Below are 922 nucleotides of genomic sequence, written 5' to 3'. Positions count from 1 at the left end.
ACCGTTCGGCTGAGTAGCGAACAACAAAGTACCATTCCTTGGGTGGTGTGGTCGACAGATCAACAGGAAGTGATTGCCAGCGGTGAACTTGCCGGATGGGAACACTTGGATGAGTTGGTATCGTATGCCGGCCAGCGCCAAGTCATCGCTTTACTAGCGAGTAATGATGTGGTGTTAACTCAGGTGGACATTCCGCCTGGTGCCACACGTCAGTTCGACAGCATGTTGCCTTATTTGATTGAAGATGAAGTCGCGCAAGATGTGGATAGCTTGCACTTCACCGTATTGGGTAAGCAAGCGGATAAAGCACAAGTGTGTGCGGTCGAGCGTGCATGGGTACAAACCGTGCTACAGCGTTTTGCTAGCCAAGGGTTGACCATCAAACGCATCTTGCCAGATGTATTGGCATTGCCTGTCAGTGATGACAGCAGCAGTGCGGCACTGATTGGTGAGCAATGGCTAATTCGTCACTCAGAGACGGAAGGCGCGGTGGTGGATTCGGCGTGGCTGGACCTTTATCTCTCTTCTTACCTGCAAAATCATGAAGGTTGGCAACTCGAATGCTACAGTTCCGTGCCAGAATCGACTGTTGAGAGCGTATGGGTTCCTAAGCCAGAAGAAATGACGATGGCGTTGCTCGCAAAAGGCGTCGTGAGTAGTAAAACGAACCTGTTAACTGGCGAGTTTAAGCCGAAGTCTTCTTGGGGTAAGTACTGGAAAGTTTGGCAAAAGGCGGCTATCGCTGCGGGCGTTTTGTTAGTGGTGGTCGTGGCTCAGCAACTTCTCGTCGTCCACAAGTACGAGGCGCAAGCACAAGCCTATCGTGAAGAAAGCGAACGTATTTTCCGTCAGGTTTTCCCAAACAAGAATCGAATTCCGACCGTAAGCTACTTAAAGCGCCAAATGACGGATGAAGAGCGCC

1 protein-coding gene is annotated in these 922 nt (G+C 50.9%); it reads left to right on the top strand.

Annotation, left to right across the window (positions count from 1 at the left end; translation table 11 throughout):
- Nucleotides 1-922: type II secretion system protein GspL (gene gspL, locus R7R78_RS24920; protein WP_225474474.1), on the top strand; the 922-nt coding region annotated here is incomplete at both ends.

Source organism: Vibrio sp. 2134-1 (assembly GCF_033339495.1).
Note: the sequence above shows the minus strand (reverse complement) of the source record. Positions and strands in the feature narration are given on the sequence as shown.